The organism is Candidatus Deferrimicrobiaceae bacterium, assembly GCA_036504035.1.
Taxonomy (GTDB): domain Bacteria; phylum Desulfobacterota; class Deferrimicrobia; order Deferrimicrobiales; family Deferrimicrobiaceae; genus JANXPS01.
The window spans coordinates 257,548-276,206 of record DASXVV010000009.1 but is presented as its reverse complement, the minus strand read 5'-3'; the positions used below and the strand labels follow the sequence as shown (position 1 = coordinate 276,206).

General features: G+C 65.5%; 17 protein-coding genes. 10 read left to right on the top strand and 7 right to left on the bottom strand.

From position 1 onward, the window contains the following. Positions 1-4 precede the first annotated feature (4 nt). The 10 genes from VGK27_06995 to VGK27_06950 all read left to right on the top strand — a co-directional run bounded on the left by VGK27_06995 (position 5) and on the right by VGK27_06950 (position 11,339). Positions 5-1,351 carry a dihydrolipoamide acetyltransferase family protein gene (locus VGK27_06995; protein ID HEY3489851.1) on the top strand — a complete coding sequence of 449 codons (1,347 nt, stop codon included), beginning with the start codon at positions 5-7 and terminating at the stop codon, positions 1,349-1,351. Positions 1,352-1,368: 17 nt separating this feature from the next. Next, entirely contained in the window at positions 1,369-1,995 is a 627-nt protein-coding gene (gene lipB, locus VGK27_06990; protein HEY3489850.1) for a lipoyl(octanoyl) transferase LipB, read from the top strand. Beyond that, on the top strand, positions 1,992-3,338 hold the full coding sequence (gene dinB / locus VGK27_06985; GenBank protein ID HEY3489849.1) for a DNA polymerase IV: 1,347 nt from the start codon (positions 1,992-1,994) through the stop codon (positions 3,336-3,338). The genes lipB and dinB overlap by 4 nt, the downstream gene beginning before the upstream one ends. Positions 3,339-3,401: 63 nt before the next feature. Next, a complete protein-coding gene (locus VGK27_06980; GenBank protein ID HEY3489848.1) occupies positions 3,402-5,774 on the top strand; it encodes a U32 family peptidase in 2,373 nt (790 codons plus the stop codon). Next, the gene (locus VGK27_06975; GenBank protein HEY3489847.1) at positions 5,771-6,280 is read left to right on the top strand and encodes a DnaJ domain-containing protein; all 510 of its coding nucleotides are present in this window, start codon (positions 5,771-5,773) and stop codon (positions 6,278-6,280) included. Before VGK27_06980 ends, VGK27_06975 begins: the two co-directional genes overlap by 4 nt. Beyond that, a complete protein-coding gene (locus VGK27_06970) occupies positions 6,270-6,671 on the top strand; it encodes a hypothetical protein (GenBank protein ID HEY3489846.1) in 402 nt (133 codons plus the stop codon). The genes VGK27_06975 and VGK27_06970 overlap by 11 nt, the downstream gene beginning before the upstream one ends. Continuing rightward, positions 6,671-7,534 (top strand): hypothetical protein, encoded by an 864-nt coding sequence (locus VGK27_06965; protein ID HEY3489845.1) that lies wholly within the window; start codon positions 6,671-6,673, stop codon positions 7,532-7,534. The genes VGK27_06970 and VGK27_06965 overlap by 1 nt, the downstream gene beginning before the upstream one ends. Then, complete coding sequence (locus VGK27_06960) at positions 7,531-8,928, top strand: hypothetical protein (protein HEY3489844.1); 1,398 nt, start codon at positions 7,531-7,533, stop codon at positions 8,926-8,928. The genes VGK27_06965 and VGK27_06960 overlap by 4 nt, the downstream gene beginning before the upstream one ends. Further along, a complete protein-coding gene (locus VGK27_06955; GenBank protein HEY3489843.1) occupies positions 8,925-10,367 on the top strand; it encodes a hypothetical protein in 1,443 nt (480 codons plus the stop codon). The genes VGK27_06960 and VGK27_06955 overlap by 4 nt, the downstream gene beginning before the upstream one ends. Positions 10,368-10,385: 18 nt before the next feature. Then, positions 10,386-11,339 carry a TlpA disulfide reductase family protein gene (locus tag VGK27_06950; protein HEY3489842.1) on the top strand — a complete coding sequence of 318 codons (954 nt, stop codon included), beginning with the start codon at positions 10,386-10,388 and terminating at the stop codon, positions 11,337-11,339. On the opposite strand, the gene VGK27_06945 is transcribed toward VGK27_06950, so the two are convergent. The 7 genes from VGK27_06945 to VGK27_06915 all read right to left on the bottom strand — a co-directional run bounded on the left by VGK27_06945 (position 11,336) and on the right by VGK27_06915 (position 18,316). Continuing rightward, on the bottom strand, positions 11,336-11,800 hold the full coding sequence (locus tag VGK27_06945; protein HEY3489841.1) for a nitrous oxide reductase accessory protein NosL: 465 nt from the start codon (positions 11,798-11,800) through the stop codon (positions 11,336-11,338). The genes VGK27_06950 and VGK27_06945 overlap by 4 nt on opposite strands. A 35-nt stretch (positions 11,801-11,835) precedes the next feature. Continuing rightward, positions 11,836-12,537 (bottom strand): ABC transporter ATP-binding protein, encoded by a 702-nt coding sequence (locus VGK27_06940; protein HEY3489840.1) that lies wholly within the window; start codon positions 12,535-12,537, stop codon positions 11,836-11,838. Positions 12,538-12,542: 5 nt separating this feature from the next. After that, positions 12,543-13,727 (bottom strand): ABC transporter permease, encoded by a 1,185-nt coding sequence (locus VGK27_06935; GenBank protein HEY3489839.1) that lies wholly within the window; start codon positions 13,725-13,727, stop codon positions 12,543-12,545. Continuing rightward, the gene (locus VGK27_06930; GenBank protein ID HEY3489838.1) at positions 13,724-14,395 is read right to left on the bottom strand and encodes a hypothetical protein; all 672 of its coding nucleotides are present in this window, start codon (positions 14,393-14,395) and stop codon (positions 13,724-13,726) included. The genes VGK27_06935 and VGK27_06930 overlap by 4 nt, the downstream gene beginning before the upstream one ends. Positions 14,396-14,418: 23 nt before the next feature. Further along, positions 14,419-15,438, bottom strand: coding sequence for a hypothetical protein (locus tag VGK27_06925; protein HEY3489837.1), 1,020 nt, complete (start codon positions 15,436-15,438; stop codon positions 14,419-14,421). Beyond that, entirely contained in the window at positions 15,413-15,907 is a 495-nt protein-coding gene (locus VGK27_06920; protein HEY3489836.1) for a hypothetical protein, read from the bottom strand. Before VGK27_06920 ends, VGK27_06925 begins: the two co-directional genes overlap by 26 nt. 183 nt (positions 15,908-16,090) lie before the next feature. Beyond that, on the bottom strand, positions 16,091-18,316 hold the full coding sequence (locus tag VGK27_06915) for an NADP-dependent isocitrate dehydrogenase (protein ID HEY3489835.1): 2,226 nt from the start codon (positions 18,314-18,316) through the stop codon (positions 16,091-16,093). Between the last annotated feature and the right edge of the window lie 343 nt (positions 18,317-18,659).

Sequence of the window (18,659 nt, the reverse complement as noted above, 5' to 3'; positions counted from 1 at the left end):
ATCCATGATCGTCGACGTCGTGATGCCGCAGCTCGGGGAAAGCGTGGTCGAGGGAACCGTCGTCAAGTGGCTGGTCAAGCCGGGCGACCGGGTCGCAAAAGACCAGGCGCTGCTCGAGATCTCGACCGACAAGGTCGATGCCGAGATCCCGTCGCCCGAAGCGGGCGTCGTGGCGGAACTGCTCGCGAAAACGGGCGAGGTCGTCCCGATCAAGGCTGTGATCGCCCGGATCGAGACCGAAGCCGCGACCGGCGCCTGGGATGAGGAGAAGGAGGGGATGCCCTCGTGGATCGCGCGGAAGGGCGAGGCGATGCCGCCGATTCCCGCTGCCCCCGCGGTGCCGACCCCCGCCACTCCGCCGCTTTCCCGTCCGCCAGCGTCGGGCGCGTCTACGTTGCGCATCACGCCGGTCGTCGCTCGAATGGCGGCAGAGCACGGGCTCGATCTGTCGAAGATTGCGGGATCCGGGATCGACGGGCGGGTCACCAAGCGGGACGTCGAGGCGTTTCTCGCCGGCGGAGGTGTTTCATCCGTTTCACTATCCGCCGCTTCGGCTGTCCCTGGCGCGGCCGTCCCTGGCGCGGCCGCGATGCGCGACGCGCAAGCGCCGCCGGCGGCCGCCTCTCACGCCACCCCGCCCGCCTCGGGCGCGGAGGGGATCGCGGAAGGCGATCAGGTCATCCCCTTTTCGCCGATCCGCAAGATGATCGCCGAGCGGATGGTCCGCAGCAAGCAGACCTCACCGCACGTCCACGCGGTCGCCGAGGTCGACATGCACCGGATCATGGCGCTACGGGCCGGGTTCAAGCAGCAGGGGAGGAGCGTGACGGTGCTGCCGTTTCTCCTCATCGCCGCCGTGCGGGCGCTTGCCGAGTTCCCGACGCTCAACGCCATCGTGTCGGGTGAGAGCCTGATCATCCGGAAGGCGGTCCACCTCGGGGTGGCGGTCGAGACCGAACGAGGGTTGATGGTCCCCGTGGTTCGCGACGCCGAAAAGCTTTCGCTGGGCGCGTTATCCGATGCCGTCGACGACCTGGCCGCCCGGGCGCGCAACCACCGGATTTTGCCCGACGAGCTGAACGGCGGCACCTTCAGCGTCAGCAATCCGGGGCCCAAGGGCAACCTGTTCGGCACGCCGATCATCAACCAGCCGCAGGTCGGCATCCTTCGGATGGGGCAGGTCGTCAAGCGTCCGGTCGTGTCCGAGGTCGACGGCGCCGATTCAATCGTCATCCGGCCGATGATGTACCTCGTCCTGGGCTACGACCACCGGGTCGTCGACGGGGTCGCCGGCAACGGCTTCCTGTTCCGCGTGCGCGAGATTCTCGAGGCGGGGGAATTCTCCCTCTGACCGACGGCCGCCCCCGAATGGAAAGCGTCTGGCTGGGAGAAGTCGCGTATCGTCCCGCGCTCGAGATGCAGCTCGAGATCCTCGGGCGGCGCGCCGACGACGCCGTCGGCGACACCCTCCTTCTGCTTACCCACCCGCACGTCTACACGCTCGGCTCCACCGGCGATTCGTCCAACCTGCTTGTCCCCGAGGAAACGCTTTCCCGCGAGGGCATCGCTCTCGAACGGATCTCCCGAGGCGGGGACATCACCTACCACGGTCCGGGGCAGCTCGTCGGCTACCCGATCGTCCGCCTTCAAAAGCCGGAGCTTCACCGGTACGTCCGATCGCTCGAATCCGCGCTGATCGAGGCGCTGTCCGGCTTCGGCATCCCGGCGGAGCGCGTGGACGGACTGACCGGAGTCTGGGTCGGCCCGAAGAAGATCGCCTCCATCGGCGTCGGCGTCCGCCGGTGGGTGACCTATCACGGCTTCGCGCTCAATGTGACGACCGACCTGGCTTATTTCCGGAAGATCAACCTTTGCGGGCTGCGGGGGCGCGAGGCGACTTCCATGGCCGAACTGCTCGGGAAGGCGCCGCCGATGGCGGAGGTCCGGGCCGCGGTCGCGGACGCGTGCTGCCGCACCCTGGGCTGGGTCGAATGATGAACGAATCCCGGACGGCCCGTCCGCGCGCGATCCTCCATCTCGACATGGACGCCTTCTATGCCTCGGTCGAGGTCCGGGACGACCCGACGCTCGCGGGGAAGCCGGTGATCGTCGGGGGAAGCGAACGGCGCGGGGTCGTGTGCGCCGCGTCCTACGAGGCGCGAAAGTTCGGCGTCCGGTCGGCGCAGCCGATGTCGGCCGCGCATCGCCTTTGCCCGAAGGGGATCTTTCTCCCGGTCCGCATGGCGCGTTATCGGGAGGTCTCCCGGCAGGTCTTCGCCATCTTCCACCGGTATACCCCGCTGGTCGAGCCGCTATCGGTCGACGAGGCCTTCCTCGACGTCACCGGCTGCGAACGGCTGTTCGGCACCCCCATCGAGATCGCGCGGGCGATCAAGGACGCGGTGCGCACCGAAACCGGCCTGACCGTGTCCGCGGGGGTTGCTTCCTCGAAGCACGTCGCGAAAATCGCCTCCGATCTCGAAAAGCCCGACGGCCTCGTGGTCGTCCCGCCCGGGGCCGAGGTGGCGTTCCTCGCGCCGTTGCCGGTGGGCCGGCTGTGGGGGGTGGGGAAGGTCACGGAAAGCCTCCTGCAGCGGATGGGCATCCGCACGATCGGAGATCTCGCGGCGATTCCGGTAGACACGCTGGTCGGGAAACTTGGGAGCCATGGGGCGCAGCTGCGCGCGCTCGCGAACGGAATCGACGAGCGGGAGGTCGAGACCGGGAACGAGGTGAAATCGATCGGGCACGAGGACACCTATGAGCAGGATATCCGCGGCCGCAAGACCATGGAGCGGCAACTGCTCGACCTCTCACACCGGGTCGCGTCGCGGATGCGTCGCCACGGATTCCGGGGCAGGACGGTCACCCTCAAGGTGAAATATGCCGACTTCGAGCAGGTGACCCGCGCCGAATCGCTCCAGCAGCCGACCGACGACGGCGGAACGATCTACCGCATCGCCCGTCGCCTGCTCGACAAGACCGAAGCCGGGAGCCGCCCGGTGCGCCTGCTGGGGATATCCCTGTCGAACATGTCGGGGGAGGAGGCGCTCGCGATGCCCGAAACGCCGGACGACGTCGTCGTCGAGAAAGCGGGAGAGCCCGATCGTGGCACAGCTCTGTTCGCGGAAGGAAACCTCCGGGGAAGGGCAGTCCAACTCTCGTTGTTCGCTCCCCCGGGCGGGAAGGCAGCCGTAACAGGGGAGACGACCGGCCGGGGCACAATTCCATCCTCGCCCGAACGGCGGGACGCGCTCAACCGGACCGTCGACAAGATTCAGGAGAAGTTCGGCCGGACGGGCATCCTGCCCGCGGGCATCCTCGAAAAGGACGAATAATGGGCGGAATCGCTTAGGTCGGCGAAGAGGCGCAAAATCCGGTATCCTGAAAAGATGACTTCATTGGTCCACCGAATCGGAATAAAACCGGAACTTCTCGCGCCGGCAGGGTCGGTCGAGGCCTTCTTTGCCGCGATCGAGAACGGCGCCGACGCCGTCTACGCCGGCCTGCACGATTTCTCAGCGCGTTCCCGCGCCCGGAATTTCACACCCGACGATCTCTCGCGGATGGCTTCCCTGTGCCGCAGGGAGGGACGCCGGCTGTACGTCACGCTCAACACGCTGCTCAAGGAGCATGAGCTTCCCAAGATCGTGGAAATCCTCTCGATGCTGGCCGACGCGGGCGTCGATGCGGTGATCGTCCAGGACCAGGGGCTGGCGCGGATCGCACGCGCGCATTTTCCGTCGCTCGCGCTTCATGCATCGACGCAGATGACCGTCCACACCCTGTCCGGCGTCCGGCAACTGGCTACGCTCGGGTTCCGACGCGTAGTTCTGGCGCGCGAGCTCACGCTTCCCGAGATCCGCGCCATCGCTGCAGAATCGCCAATCGAGATCGAGACGTTTGTCCATGGCGCCCTGTGCTTCTGCATCTCGGGCCAGTGTCTCTTTTCGTCGTTCCTCGGCGGACGCAGCGGCAATCGGGGCGATTGCGCCCAGCCGTGCCGACGCTCCTACAGGTTCGACGGGGCGGGGGAATATCCCTTTTCGACGCGCGACCTCTGGGGGATCGAGGCGGTCCGGTCGCTGGCCGACGCCGGGGTCGCCTCCATCAAGATCGAGGGGCGGATGAAGCCGGCCGGTTACGTCGCGGCCTCCGTGTCCGCTTACCGGCGGCTGATCGATGCGCCGTTCGACCGATACGATGCGGCGGTGTCGGATGCAAGATCGCTCCTGACGGGTGCGCGGGGGCGGACCGGCACGTCCGGCTTTCTGGTCGAAGGGAAGCCGGACGACCTGACCGACCCTGTGCGCGAAGGCGCGGTCGGGGAGGAGATCGGCCGTGTCGAGGCCGTCGGGCGGGAAGGCATTCGCTTCGTGACCACCCAGCGGCTCCATGCCGGCGACCGTTTGCGCGTCCAGCCCGCCACCGGACGCGAGGGGCGAACCTTCACCGTGCGGAGAATCGAGACCAAGGGCGGCGGGGGGACCGTAGCGCAGCCGGGCACTCAGGTGGCCATCTCGGCCCCGTTCCGATTCGCCATAGGCGACACCGTGTACAAGGTCGCAGACGGTGCATCCGGGATGGCAAGCGAGGCCGCCTGCCTTCGCAGGCTTGCCGCGGTCCCGTCGGATCGTATCTCGTGCAACCTGGCGTTGTCGCTGCAAGGAGAGACCCTTTCCATTCTGGGGACCACCGACGATTTCTCCTTCGGAAAGGAATTCGCGGTCGGGACGCTGGCGGCGGCGAGGGACGGAAATGGCTCCGAGGCGTTGCGTGCGCGTTTTGCGGAGACTGGCGGAACGCCGTTCGCGCTTTCGGGCTTCGAGGCGTCACAGCTGGGCGACCGCTTCATTCCTCCCTCGCGGATCAAGGAAATCCGTCGGTCCTTCTACGCCGCATTCGGAAGCGAGGCGACAGATCGCCATGCCCGGAACCGGAAGGAGGTCGACGAAGCCGCCCGGAACGCTTTTCGGACCACCCCGCGTGCGGCCACGGGAGCGCCTTCCGAACTATGGGTGGGCGTCGGGGCCATCGAAGACATCGCGTCACTCGACCCTTCCGGAGTTGCCGGCTTCCTGGTCCCGATCGGGCGAGGCGTCCTTCGGGAAGATCTCGACTCCGCGTCCGATCGCATCGACCCCGACCGCAACCGGATCGTCTGGCGGCTTCCTTTCTGGCTCGCGGGCGAGGACACCGCGGCGGTCGCGGAAATGATCGATCGACTTATTGGCCGGGGATTCCGCCATTTCGAAGCGAACAACCCCGCCCATTTTCCGCTGTTGCAAGGGCGCGATGTCCGCATCCTCGCCGGCTGGCGGCTGGGCGCGATGAACAGCGCCGCATTGCGCGCCCTACACGACCAGGGGGCCTCGGCCGCAGTCCTGTCGCCCGAGGACGACGGAGAGAATCTGGCCCTCCTTCTGGGCGCGGATCTTCCGATCGTGCCCTGGGTGACGCTGGCCGGCAGGCCCGCGCTGATGGTGTCCCGAATTCCGGTTTCCCGCAGCGCGGGGGACGACGGGGTATCGATCGAGCCGGGAGGAGGCGGTCGGCTATCGACCGAGGACGGGCTGACGGTGCTTCGTCCCGGTGTGCCGTTCTCGGTGACGGGGTATCGCGATCGGCTCCGGGCCGCCGGTTGCCGGGGATTCGTCGCCGAGCTGGCGGGGGTTCCGACCGGGGAGCGCGAGCCCATGCTGCGGGCCGCGCGGGAAGGGGAGCCGGTTCCCGGCGCCTCGTCGTTCAATTTCGAGCGGAAGGCGGGCGGATGAACCTGTATGCCTTGCTCGGCGTCGCGGAGGATGCGAGCGAACCGGAAATCCGGGCAGCCTATCGCAAGATTGCGCTCATGTGCCACCCCGACCGTAGCCAGGGGAACCCGGAGAGCGAGGCGCTTTTCCATGCGGCGACCGAGGCTTACCGGATCCTGACGCATCCCGAGCGTCGCAAGCGGTTCGAGCTCGAATTTGGGCATGTCGATTCGGTCGCCGAGCTGTTCGAACGGAAGCGGGTCGGCAAGCGCCTGTTGCGGTCCGTGCTCCCGACCGCCCGGAACGCACCGCGGGCAGGGAAGACGTGGGTGCAGGCCGCGAGCGCGCGCAAGCCGGTTCCGACGGGGGTTGGAAGGGTTTCGCCGGTGCGGGTCGGCATTCAACCCGAAGGGCAAAAGGTCGCCTGGTACGAGCTCGAGGGGCTGGGCGAGCCGGGGAAGAACGGCGGAGAGCCGGGGACGTTGTGGTTGATGATCATCGAGGGGGGAACGACGCATGGAGCATGAGTACGATGAATTTCTGGAGGCGGTCCGCGCCTATGTCCGTGAAGACGGGGAGATCGGCATCACGGTCGACTCCAGGAACGACACGGCGGCGCAAATGCTGGCATTGACGGGCGAGCAGATCGTCGATCTGATGGAGCCGTACGATTTCGCGGCGATCATCTCCGGATGCACCCGGGTCGGAACGGCGGCGGGCGCCGATCTCGTGCAACTGGGGGGCAAGCAGGTGCTCGCATGCCGGCACGGGTCGGGTATGGCTGAACTTCTCGAAAGGATCGCCGTGGTCCCAAGGGGCGCCGATTATCTCAAGAAGATCCACGGGTACCTGTCGTGGGCGACCAGCTCGCCCGACATCAGCGGGTACATGTACGGGACACGGGTCCGGGGTCACTGATGGACCAGGATTCCTTCAACAAGCTGGCGACGCGGTTCGCCGCTTCCTACGGGCAGGGCGACGTCAAGACGATCTACGACGACATCATCAGCAAGAAAGCGCTGGCCCCGGTCCACGACGATCCCTCGACCGCCATCGCGCTGCTCCAGAACTATGACCTGATCGGTCTCGAAACCGGCCGGGCGGCACAGGCGCTCGATATCATCCTCGGCGAGATTGCCGACAAGGAAAATCCCGGCGACGTGCTGGCCGACAACCTGACGCAACACCGGATCAACGAGCTTCTCGGCCATCTCGACGGTGGCTTTTCGATGGGCGCGTACGTGGCGAACGTCGAAAACGTCCTGGGGGCGATCCGGGCTGCCCTGGCGATGGATGCGCGCAAGCCCGACGACGACCGTCGCCCTTTTCATCCAATCATCCTGTCGTGGGCTTACCGTCTCAAGGAGCGCCCGGATTATTCCGAGATCCTCCAGGGCGCCATCAACCGCTTCACGTTCAAGGAATGGCTCCTCATCGCCATCTGGGCAGCCGAGAACCATCCCTTGATCGACATCGATCCCGAGGATGCCACCGAGCCGATCCCGGTCGCCCGGTTCGCGTATTTCGGCATCGACGAATCCGCCTTCGGCCCCGACCGGTCTTTCCCGCTGGACATGTTCTTCGAGCTTCAGGACCTGATCGAGGCGTATCGACAAGGGGAATTCGCGCTGGAGACCGTCGAGGATGCGATCCTCTACGATGGGGAACCGCCGGCGACCGCAGCCGAGGCGTTGTCGGGTGAAGAAGAACTCGGGCTCGACCTCGACGGTGAAGGCGAGGAGGATTTCGACATCGACGACGAGTCGGGGGATCTTTATTGATCCGGCGCCCGGCGAAAACGGCAGGACACCTTCCGGCGAAACGGCCTGCGACGCTGGCGTCCCACTCCCAGTTCGGCCAGCTCCTGGAGCTGCTGTCGCTCCACCTGGACCGGCCGAACGTTTCGCAGGGCGGGAGTCCTGTCGGTTTCTGGCACGAGTTTCCGGTCGAGGAGGCGGTCGCCAACGGGTTGTTGATCGTGATCCTCGACTTCGCCAGGAAAGAAGGGCGGACCGTCGAGACGTCCGATGAAGTGGTCGCCATCGCGAAAAGGGTCGATACGTTGATCAACGCCGGGCTTTCGGTCGGGTACATCGACGCACGCGCGGCTGCCGCGGCCTTCGTCAGGACGGTGGTCACGGCGGTCGAACGCGCCGTCCAGCTCGGTTTCCGTCCGGACGATCCCCCCTCCGTTCCTGTCTGGAAGGAGATTATGGCCGGAAAGGCGGTCGCGCCTCCCCCTCGTCGGGCTGCCGCTTCCCGGGGGACGGTAGACCACGCCGCCGTCGGCGAGATCGGCCCATTCCTCGGTCGTCCCGCCGCCCTTTTCTTCGTCCGTCTCATCAACGGGGCGACACGGCATCGGGCGCGGCTCGAAGGGCGGCTGGCCGCGCTCGAGCGCTACAACCTGCTCAAGCGGCCGGTCACGTGGATTCCCGATTCCGATTTCGAATTCGCCCGGCGCGCCATCCGCGCGCTTTCGATCCGTTCCGGGGGGAGCGTTCAAGGACTTCCCCGGCGCTGGAGCAACTGGCTCGATCTCGGCCCGGAGCTCGAGGCGTGCCGGGATCGGATCGCGACGCTTCGCCGCTGGCCGGTCCGTCACGACGCATTTCCCTCGGGCCTGGATCGCACCTCCGTCCAGGAAGGCTGGATGGAGACCGTCGTGCTGATGGCGCTCGGTCGCGTCCGGAAAGAATCCGACTTCCTGACGCCGCAGGCGTTCTGGAAGGCCATCAGTCTTTACGGCGAGATCTGCCGGGGGGAAAAAGGAACCGGCCCGCTCCGGGATCGGCTCATCAGGTCCCTTCGCAGTCGGAAGGGCGGCGGGGGTTCCTCCCCGCCCGAGGGGCTTGTCGCGGCGGTCGACGACGTGATCAGGAAGCTGGAAGGCGCCTTCGACGACTACGAGCGGATGATGGGCGAGCTTGCGCCGATCGACCGGGAGATGGCCTCGCTGCTGTCCGGAGTCCGGAAGATCGACCTGAGGATTGCGAAGGCGAAGTCCGGGCGGGAGTCGCTCCGGGAGTCGCGGGAGGAGGCGCTCGATCGGCTCGCACAGTTGCAGGCGCGGCACGACCGGGCGAAGACGGAATTCAGGGCCAACCATTTCCCCGCGATCTTCATGATTGAAGCGCTGCCCGAGGGGATGCATGCGGGAGGCGAAGCCCGGTGAAGAAGAAAGCACCCTCCCCCGATCTCGAGGCGACGATCGAAGCCGTAGTCGCCGATCACGCCCCTGGAAAGGCGGTGGGGACGCTGGCGATCCCGACGCATCCCGGAAAGCCCGGGCTGCCGGGACGGGTCGAAGGCCGGGGCGATCTCTTGACCGCGCTGAAGCAGGTCGCGGGAACGAAATCCGAAATCCCGGAAGAACCGTCGGCCGCCGAGTCCGATTCGGCGGAAGCCGCCTCATCCGCTCCCCACCGGCCAGGCCGCCAGGACAAGCAGGCCGCACGACTTCGCGCCGACATGGCCGTCATCGAGGAGGCGCTCGATCGCGCGCGGAAGGATCGCAAGGCACTGAAGTCCGATCTGCAGAAGGCGGTCCGCGGGCAGGAGGCGGCCGAGCGGGAGCTTGCCGGGGAGCGGGCGCGCAGCGAAGAAGTTGCGCGGGAGCTGTTCGAGCGCTGGCGCCGGGAGATTGGTCTCGACTTCGAGAGCCCCGAGGGGCGGGATGCCGTCGATAGGGCGCGGATCGACAACGCCGATGCGATCGCGCTGGCCACTCGGGCGCTCGACCGTCAGGCGGCCGTCAACGCCCGTTACGGAACGGTCCGCGCCCTTCGCGAGGAACACGACCGGATCGGAAGATTGCTGGGCGAGCTGCGGTTCGCCGGGCGCGATTCCCTGAAGGCGGTCCCCGAGCTGGCCGCCGCCATCCGTGCGCTGGAGACGCGCCGGGCCAGGATGCTTTCCGACCCCGCGTGCGCTGCGCTCCTGGCTCCGCCGGATCCCGAGGCCGTCCCCTTGCTTCTTCGCCCGATCGGGGAGTTGCCCGACGGCAAGGCGGCCCTGCCGCTGCTCGAACGGTTTACCGCCGTCGCGGCGACGCTGGCCGAAGCAGGCCTCGTCGACGCCGCCGGCCACGAGCGGCTCCGTCGCGCGATCGAGGGAAAGGTGCGGCGAGTGATCCGGTCGGAGACGATCCGGTCGACCGGTCGCGTGGGGCTGCGTGAGGAGACGTTCGAATCGCTGCTCCGGGAGGGCGGCGCATCGCGCTACACGCTGCTGGTCGACGGGAACAACCTGCTGATCACGAACGAGCCGACGATCGGCGACGGCGGGGTGATTCCCGATTTCGCCGGGAAACGGGTCCAGCTGAACTTTGCGCTCGAACGGATGGCGTCGTCTTTCGCACGGGTCTTTGCCGTCTACGACGGAGTGGAGGATCGCGAAGAGCCGGCAGCCTTCGGCCTGACTGTGGTGTTCACCCACAAAGGAAACGAACTGGCCGACGACTGGATCGCCGACCGGGTCGCCCGCGAGCGGAAGGGGAGCTGCATCCTGGCGACGGACGATGCGGGCCTGATCGACCGTTGCCCGGCAGTACACGCCGTGATCGGCTCCCGGCACCTGTATCATCTCCTGATGATTCGTCGCCCGGACCGCTGACCCGTGAAGGGAGGCAGGATGCGCCAGGGAAAATGGATCTTTTGGGCCATACTCGCAGCCTTCCTGATCGTATCGTCAATATTCAATACGGCGTTTGCATTACGGGGGACGGAGAATGGGGCACGCCTGACCGATATCGAACTCTCGGGCGTAACGGGCGCCGGGGGAAAGCTTTCCTCCTTTTCCGGAGAGAAGGGGCTCGTCGTCGTCTATTGGGCGACCTGGAGTGAGCGGTCGGCCGAATTGCTGGGGTTCATTGAAAAATCACGGGCGCGGTACGAGAAGTCGGGGCTCCGTTTCCTTGCGATCGATGCCGATCATGCGGAGATGTCCGCCGACGCCGTCGCCCTGGTCAAGTCGACCGCCGGGGCGGCCGGAGTCGCCTTCCCCGTCGTCATCGACCCGGGGCTCAAGGGTTACAACGAGATCGGCATCATCAGCGTGCCGACGATCCTGGTGGTGGACAACTCGCTTCGGATAGCCGCGTCGTACCCGGGATTCCCTTCGGTGGCCCGCGACGAGATTCCCGCGCTTCTCGACGCCTTCCTCGGGATTCCCCCGCCGAAGCGGCCGGAGGCGACCGAGTATCTTCTGGCGCACACGCCGAAGAACCATGCGCTCCAGTATTTCAACCTGGGCAAGCGGCTGTTCCTGCTGGCCCGCACGTCCCGGGGACTTCTGCCCGTGGTTCCCGAGAACGCGGTCGAGAAGCTGGACGAGGCACTCCGCCGGGATTCGGACTACCTGGATCCGCTGTTGCTCAAGGCGATTGTCCTGAACGAGGCGAAGGCGTTCGGAAGGCGTGACGAAATGCTGCGCGAACTCGCGAAGCGGGGGCTTCGGGATGAGCACGAGCGGAAGCTGGCCGGCTTCGATCCGTCTGCGCTCGTCGATGCATCCGGCGCGGTGAAGCCGGAGGCGGAAGGGGCGCTCAAGGAGGCGCTGACGCGGTTCCTGCCGAAAGGCGATTAACGGCCCCACTCGGCCACTTCGGCCTTCGACGCCGCAAACACCTTCTTGAAGGGCGTCACCTTGCCGCCGAAGGCCTTGACGAAGGTCAGCGCCTCTTTCCGGTCGGCGAACGCCCACTTGGGGACGCCGGTCATGACGCCCTTCGCCTTTCCCCCGACGACCCACGTGGCGATATTCGCGTCCAGGATCTCACGGGTGTTGTAATCGGCGACCCGTAGCGTCTTGACCGCCTTGCCCGCCCCCTTTGCCATGTCCGCAGCGGCGCAGTGGATGCTGCAGACGCCGGCTTTGCTGCCGTCGGCATACTCGACGATCATCCGGCTGTAGGCGAACCGTTCTCGGTCCATCCCGCACTGTTCGCACTTTTGCGGCGGTTCCACCGGGGAGGACGCCATTGCGGTTGCTGCGAGGACAAGACTCAGGAACGGGAAAAGGAACAGGGTGCGGATCGGTTTCGTCAAAGTAGATTCCTCCTGGAGCGGCATCGTGTAATTATTTAAATCTCGTGGGCGTGACCGTCGCGCATCTCGATCCGCCTTTTGCCGAGCATTCCGAGCTCGGCATTGTGCGTAACCATGATGATCGTCAGCCCCGTCCGTCCGTTCAGTTCCTGGAGCACTTCGCCGATCTCGCCGGACCGCTGGCTGTCGAGGTTGCCGGTCGGCTCGTCGGCCAACAGGATCTCGGGCCGGTTGACGAGCGCGCGCGCGATGGCGACCCGCTGCATCTCGCCCCCGGAGATCTGCCCCGGGAGGTGATTCATCCGGTGGCTCATCCCGAGCATTTCGAGCAGCCGTTCCATTTCCCCCTCGACTCCGGGCCTTCGGTAGAAGGCGAGCGGCAGCGACACGTTTTCGCGCACCGTCAGGGTGGGAATCAGGTAGAAATTCTGAAAGATGTAGCCGAACAGCTCCCGTCGGACTTTCGTCAGCTCCCGTTCGCCGAGCGGCTTGCCCGTTCCGAAGATCGGGCGCCCGGCGAGGGACAGCTCTCCCGACGTGGGATTGTCGAGACAGCCGAGCAGGTTGACGAGGGTGGTTTTCCCCGAGCCGGAGGGGCCCATGAACGAGACGAAATCGCCTCGCTCGATCTTGAGCGAAACGCCGTCGAGCGCCCGGATCTCCTCGCTGCCGCGCCGGTAGACGCGAGTCAGCTCCCGCGCTTCGAGCGACGAGTGATTGCTGGTTCGCTGTTCCATGCCGGTCACCCCTCTCCCCGGATCGATTCGAGTGGGCGGACGCGCCCGGCTTGCCATGCCGGGTACAGGCCGCTCAAAAGCCCCACGAGCAGGATGATGCCGAACGACAGGCACGCCAGCGCAGGATCGATCGACACCAGCCCGCCGCTCGGGGCATAAGGGAGGATCCGCCGCACGAGGAGGTCCGTCACGTGCGCGAAGGCGAAGGCCATCCCGATGCCGGCCAGCCCGCCTCCCGCGCACAGGATCAGCGTCTCGGTCCAGACCAGCCGGAACACGTCGGAAGGCATCGCCCCCATCGTCTTGAGGATGCCGATCTCCTGCTTTCGCTCCAGCACGGACATGAGGACCGTGTTGGCCACGCCGACCATGGCGATGAGAATGGCGACGACCGCGATCGAAAGGACCATGACCCGGGCCGTGGAGATGAGTTTCATGATGGTCTGCTTGACCTGGCTGAAGCTGACCACCTGGACGTCGGGCAGCTGGTAGAGCCGGTTCTCGAGCGCGGCCATGTCGGCGTTCTTTTTGATCTTGATGCCGATCGTGGTGATCTTGTCGGTCCCGGCGATCCGCTGCAGCGTCTTCAGCGGGACGAAGGTCGTGCCGTCGTCCTGGCTTCCCGTCCGTTCGAGGATCCCGACGATCTTGAGCTTGACGTTCTTCTCGGGGACGAGCGTCATGTCGCCCACCTCGCGCTGCTCAAGTTCGGCCGCCTCGAACCCCATGACCGCCTCGTCGGAGTTTCCGTCCTTGAACCAGCCACCCTGACGAAATCGGAAGAACGGCTTCATCCCCGGATAGGTGGCGGGGTCAACGCCGAAGTAGCCGGCGATCCCCCCGCTCTCGCCCTTGTTCGGGTCGAAGAACGCCTGCATCAGGATGGGCGTGACGCTTTCGACCTCGGGTTCCCGCGTGATGTTGTCGACCATGGTCTGGGGCATGTAGCGAAGCCCCTTCCCGCCCTGCAGCATCATCGTGGCCGCCTCGTAAGGGCACCCCTTGGCCATGACCATGAGCTGGTAGCCCATGTTCTCGATGTCGCGGTTGAGGGCGATCTCGTAGCCCCGGTTGAAGCCGAGAAGACTGACGAGCACCCAGGCGGAGAGCATGATCCCGACCATGGTAAGCAGCGTCCGGGATTTTTTCCGGAGCAGGTTCTTCGAGGCGATTCCGAATCGGGTGATCATTTCCGGCTCCGTTCCGCAGCGAGGACGAATTCGTCCATGAGGATGAGATTCTTCTTGAGGGCGCGCAGCGCGGCGCGGTAATCGGCTTCGGCCTCGGGCGCCGGATTCCTGACCCCGGCGATCTTCCCGTTCCCGTGGCCGGTAACCGGGTCGTACGCATCGAGGTCGGCGAGCGACATGCCGGTAAACTGCTTGCCGAATTTCGGATCGCGCAGCTTCTTCGCCCATTCGCTGGTCATCTTCTGGATGTAGAACGACTTGATCTTCCCGTCGAGGTCGAGCGCGACGAACACCTGGATGCCGCCGAACTGCCCCTTCTGGTTGACGCCGTGGATGTAACCGACCTTCTTCTTCCCGCTGTAGATGTCGTAGATCGTGTAGGGGACGTCGATCGTCTCGTAGATGCCGTGGAACCGGTCGCCCAGACGTTTCTCGATCCGGCGGAGCATCGGTTCGCCGCCCCGCTTGTCGATGGAGACGTAGGAGGTCCGGTACCCGCTCGAATCGGGGAATAGGCGGGCGACGTCGCGGTCCGGGTCGTTCAGGTCGCAGCCGACGGCGCCGAAGGACGCCGTGGCCGCCAGTGCAGCGATCAGTGCGACCAGGGAGGCGAGGAAATGCCGGATTGCCTTTCGGCGGCGGATCATCGGTTCGCGGGCAGTCTTCATGGATGCTCCGGGGGCGTGATGGCCTACATCGGCTTGTAGAGATAGATTTGCGTGACGATACGATGATCGCCGCGATCGCGATCGTATTCGTACATCGTGCGGGACGCCAGGTCGGAGGTGACGAGGCCGGTGAAGCAGGCGGACAGCAAAAGGTTCTCGCCGCCCTCGCCGTCGACGCGCCACCAGGTGGGCTGCGCCTCGAGCTTCATCCTCCCCTCGGCGTCGAGCAGGATACCCAGCCGGTACATCGCGGCGACGGTGTCGGCCCCAAGCCATTTGCCCGCGAGCAGGTCGAAGCGGTGCTCGAACCGGTTGCGGAGCAGGGCGAGATCGGCGCCGGCCAGCCGCATCATGGCAGGGTCGGCGTTTCGCACCTTGTATCCCATCGTGTCGAGCGTGCGGCCGAGGGCCAGGGAAAGGCCCGCGGAGAAATTATCCTCGGCCAGCACCCCGTAGGAAATCCGCCCGGCGAGCATGTAGTTGCCCTTGGCCTCGAGCGGCATGCCCGTCCCGGTCGTGGCGCTGAGCTGAAGGTTGCCCCGGGAGAAGTCGCGGTATGTGCCGACGCCCCAATCGCGGTCGTAGCCGAACCCCTGGATGGGCAGCGTGCGCAGGAGGAGGGGGTGACTGTCGAAGTAGGAGCCGAGCCCGAATGCCGGCCGGTTGTGGCCGATCCAGGCGTCGGTCCAGGGCGTCTTAAGCTTGAACCAGGCGTTGTAGAGCTGGGGTTCGACGCGGGGATCGTTCTCTCCCTCTGCGTTACGGTTGTAGGCGAGCCGGCCCTGGATGCCGAGGGATCCGAAATCGCCGCCTTCGCCGGAGAAGCGGTGAAGGTAATCGAATCCGACGCTGGAACGCTGCATTTCCGCGTCCGGGTTCATCGAGTTGAAGACCGGTTTGTCCTCGAGCGTCGAGTAGCCCGCGACCCCTTGCGCTTCGAAGTAGAGAAGGTGGCTGTCGGCGCGCGCCGTTGCCGACAACCCCAGGAACAGGGCAACGATGCCGAGATAGGCCTTTCTAAAGGTCGAAGAGATAGGCGCCACGCAGGACCGTCTTCCCGTCCTTCACGAATGTGAGGCGGACTTCCCAGTCGCCCGGCATGACCAGCGGGATCGGCAAAAGGTAGTCGCCCTTTTTGGACAGGGCGAAATCCTTGTCGCCCATGGTGTGGGCGCCTCGCATCGAGGGCATGTCCGCGTCGCCCTTGACGCCGAACGAGGTGTCGTGCTTCCCGTCGCGCGTGAAGATCTCGACCCTCATGATCGCCACGCCGATCTTGGCGGGCTTGGTGAAACCGTAGGTGAAGTAATGCCCGGCGTCGAGCGTGACGCGCGCGCCGGGTTTCGGCAAGGCCCGGTAGTCGGCGGGAGCCGGTTTCCCGGCCACAGACTTCGCGCCTGGAACGGCGGCGGATTGCGGCGCGGCGTGGGTGGAAGGCGTCGCTCCCAACGCCACGGCCAAAAAGGCGAACCCGGCCGTCGCGGCGCATCGGGCTCGGTCAGTCAAATTCATCCGGTTTCTCCCACGCAAGATTATTTATCTACATGATACCGGAGGCGAGAGCGTATCCGGCTAAGCTTTCTTGATCCCCGAAGGAGATTCGCTCGAACGGTCTTGCGGTTCAATAAAAAAGGCGCCCGGCATTTCTGCCGGGCGCCTTTTGCTGGGCGGATGGTGAAGTTCGAGTTGAAAGCGTTAGGCGATGCCGTCGATGATCGCGTTGAGCGTCGGGCTGGGGCGCATCGCCTTCTCGACCTTGGCCGTGTCGGCGTGATAGTAGCCGCCCATGTCGACCGGCTTGCCCTGGGCCGCGATCAGCTCGGCGTCGATCTTGGCCACGTTGTCGCCGAGATCCTTGGCGATCTTGGCGAACTTGGCCTGCAGCACGGCATCCGAGGTCTGCGCGGCCAACGCCTTGGCCCAGTAGAGCGCGAGGTAGAAGTGGCTGCCGCGGTTGTCGATCTGGCCGACCTTGCGGGCGGGCGACTTGTTGTTGTCGAGAAATTCGGCGACCGCCTGGTCGAGCGTCTCGGCCAGCACCTTGGCCTTCGCGTTGCCGAAGTTGGCGGCGATGTGGTCGAGCGACGCCCCGAGGGCGGTGAACTCGCCGAGGGAGTCCCAGCGCAGGTAGCCTTCCTTGACGAACTGCTGGACGTGCTTGGGGGCCGAGCCGCCTGCGCCCGTCTCGAAGAGGCCGCCGCCCGCGAGCAGCGGGACGATCGACAGCATCTTGGCGCTGGTGCCGATCTCGAGGATCGGGAAGAGGTCGGTCAGGTAGTCGCGCAGGGCATTACCGGTGACCGAGATGGTGTCTTTCCCTTCGCGGCACCGGTCGCACGAGAGGCGCATGGCGGCGACGGGCTCCAGGATGCGGATGTCGAGGCCGGTCGTGTCGTGGTCCTTGAGGTAGGTCTTGACCTTGGCGATCACCTTGGAATCATGCGCGCGATTTTCGTCGAGCCAGAAAACGGCGGGCGCCCCGGTGGCCTTCGCGCGGGTGACGGCCAGCTTGACCCAGTCGCGGACCGGGATGTCCTTCGCCTGGCACATGCGGAAGATGTCGCCCTCCTCGACTTTCTGCTCGAGAAGCGTGGCGCCCGAGGCGTCGACGACGCGCATCGTGCCGGGAGCGGCCGCGATGAAGGTCTTGTCATGGGAGCCGTATTCCTCGGCCTGCTGCGCCATGAGGCCGACGTTGGGGACGCTGCCCATGGTGGCGGGGTCGAAAGCGCCGTGCTGCTTGCAGTTCTCGATGACTTCCTTGTAGATCGTGGAGTAGCAGCGGTCGGGGATCACGCACTTGGTGTCCTGGAGCTGACCGGCGGGGTTCCACATCTTGCCGGACTCGCGGACGACGACCGGCATGGAGGCGTCGATGATGATGTCGTTCGGCGCGTGGAGGTTGGTGATGCCCTTGTCGGAATCGACCATGGCGAGCGCGGGGCGGACCTTGTAGGTAGCCTGGATGTCGGCCTCGATCTCGGCGCGCTTGGCTTCGGGCAGATTCTGGATCTTCTTGTAGAGGTCGCCGAGGCCGAGGTTCGGGTTGACGCCCGCTTCCTTGAGCGCCGCCGCGTGCTTCGTGAAGACGTCCTCGAAGAAGACGGTCACGAAGTGGCCGAACATGACGGGGTCGGAAACCTTCATCATGGTGGCCTTGAGGTGGACCGAGAACAGGACGTCATTCTTCTTGGCGTCTTCGATCTGCTCCTTGATGAACGTACGAAGCGCCTTGACGCTCATGTGCGTGGAGTCGATGATCTCGCCTTCGAGCAGGGGGGCGTTCTTCTTGAGGACGACCGCCTTGCCGTCGGCGCCGACGAACTCGATCCGGTACTCGGTGGCCTTCGGAATGACGGTTGAATTCTCGAATCCGTAGAAATCGTCGGCGGTCATGTGGGCCACGTGCGACTTGGAATCCTTGCTCCACGCGCCCAGCTTGTGCGGGTGCTTCTTGGAGAACTGCTTGACCGCCAGGGGCGACCGGCGATCGGAGTTCCCTTCGCGAAGCACCGGGTTCACGGCGCTTCCGAGACACTTGGCGTACCGGGCATGGAGCGCCTTTTCGGCATCGGTCTTGGGATCTTCGGGGTAGTCGGGAACCTTGAAGCCCTGGGACTGGAGCTCCTTGATGGCATCCTTGAGCTGGGGGATCGAGGCGCTGACGTTCGGAAGCTTGATGATGTTGGCTTCGGGCGTCTTCGCGAGGGCGCCGAGCTTTGCAAGATTGTCTTCGATCTTCTGCGCTTCGGTCAGGTTCTCGGGGAAATTCGCGAGAATCCGGCCCGCGAGGGAGATGTCGCTGGTCACGACATCGACGCCCGTCCCCCTGGTAAAGGCCTGCACGATCGGGAGTAGGGAGTAGGTCGCAAGGGCGGGTGCTTCGTCGATCTCGGTCCAGATGATCTTTGACGTTGCCATGTTCTCTCCTTGGGTTTTTGGATTTCCGGTTCGGGAACCTTAGCGTATCCGACTGTCTTGCATTTCAGGGTGATGCGGTTTGATGATTTGGGTGGATGTTGCCGGAGGAAACTCCGCCCGGGTACTGTATGAAAAAGCCGGGGGGGTGTCAAGGGGAAAACCGTTGCACGGAGGGGCGGGATCCGCGGGGCCTGGATCAGAATAATTCAGGAATAACGCCAGGTTGCGATGGCACGTAAGCCCTGCGGGGGAGGAAGGCAAGGCCGGTGGGCGACCCCTGCAGGGCACCCGTTTCGCCGGTGGGGTAAACTGGGCCTGAACGGCGGCGACTTCCGATGTCCTG

What these genes read in the sequence shown, in the direction of transcription:
- VGK27_06970 (HEY3489846.1), top strand. Translation starts at nt 6,270, where the DNA reads ATGGAGCATGAGTACGATGAATTTCTGGAGGCGGTCCGCGCCTATGTC.
- VGK27_06965 (HEY3489845.1), top strand. Translation starts at nt 6,671, where the DNA reads ATGGACCAGGATTCCTTCAACAAGCTGGCGACGCGGTTCGCCGCTTCC.
- VGK27_06920 (HEY3489836.1), bottom strand. Translation starts at nt 15,907, where the DNA reads ATGAATTTGACTGACCGAGCCCGATGCGCCGCGACGGCCGGGTTCGCC.
- VGK27_06950 (HEY3489842.1), top strand. Translation starts at nt 10,386, where the DNA reads ATGCGCCAGGGAAAATGGATCTTTTGGGCCATACTCGCAGCCTTCCTG.
- VGK27_06935 (HEY3489839.1), bottom strand. Translation starts at nt 13,727, where the DNA reads ATGATCACCCGATTCGGAATCGCCTCGAAGAACCTGCTCCGGAAAAAA.
- VGK27_06940 (HEY3489840.1), bottom strand. Translation starts at nt 12,537, where the DNA reads ATGGAACAGCGAACCAGCAATCACTCGTCGCTCGAAGCGCGGGAGCTG.
- VGK27_06975 (HEY3489847.1), top strand. Translation starts at nt 5,771, where the DNA reads ATGAACCTGTATGCCTTGCTCGGCGTCGCGGAGGATGCGAGCGAACCG.
- VGK27_06995 (HEY3489851.1), top strand. Translation starts at nt 5, where the DNA reads ATGATCGTCGACGTCGTGATGCCGCAGCTCGGGGAAAGCGTGGTCGAG.
- VGK27_06915 (HEY3489835.1), bottom strand. Translation starts at nt 18,316, where the DNA reads ATGGCAACGTCAAAGATCATCTGGACCGAGATCGACGAAGCACCCGCC.
- lipB (HEY3489850.1), top strand. Translation starts at nt 1,369, where the DNA reads ATGGAAAGCGTCTGGCTGGGAGAAGTCGCGTATCGTCCCGCGCTCGAG.
- dinB (HEY3489849.1), top strand. Translation starts at nt 1,992, where the DNA reads ATGATGAACGAATCCCGGACGGCCCGTCCGCGCGCGATCCTCCATCTC.
- VGK27_06930 (HEY3489838.1), bottom strand. Translation starts at nt 14,395, where the DNA reads ATGAAGACTGCCCGCGAACCGATGATCCGCCGCCGAAAGGCAATCCGG.